This window comes from Paraburkholderia sp. SIMBA_054 (assembly GCF_046534875.1).
GTDB lineage: Bacteria > Pseudomonadota > Gammaproteobacteria > Burkholderiales > Burkholderiaceae > Paraburkholderia > Paraburkholderia hospita.
Genome location: NZ_JAWRXV010000958.1, coordinates 1 through 264 on the forward strand (window position 1 = coordinate 1; position 264 = coordinate 264).

1 pseudogene is annotated in these 264 nt (G+C 64.4%); it reads right to left on the reverse strand.

The features are described from left to right. A pseudogene (locus SB822_RS57960) lies at window positions 1-264 on the reverse strand (ABC transporter permease); the annotation flags it as partial.

The window sequence follows — 264 nt, forward strand, 5'->3', positions numbered from 1 at the left end:
GTCGGTATAGACGTCGAAATAGTTCGGCGAGACCGAGAAGTTCGGGAAGAAGTTCTTCGGATCCTGGTAGATGCCGCCGAACCACATCGCGTAGGTCACGTCGCGCACGCCGGGGATGGTGCGGATCTGCGATTCCAGGCGCACCGGCAGCGACTGGGTGATCGACAGCCGCGAGGCCACGATCAGGCGGTTGGCGCCTTCCACCGATCCGCCGGAGGTGAACGCCACGCGCACCGAGTCGAGCAGGCCGAACAGCAGGAAGGC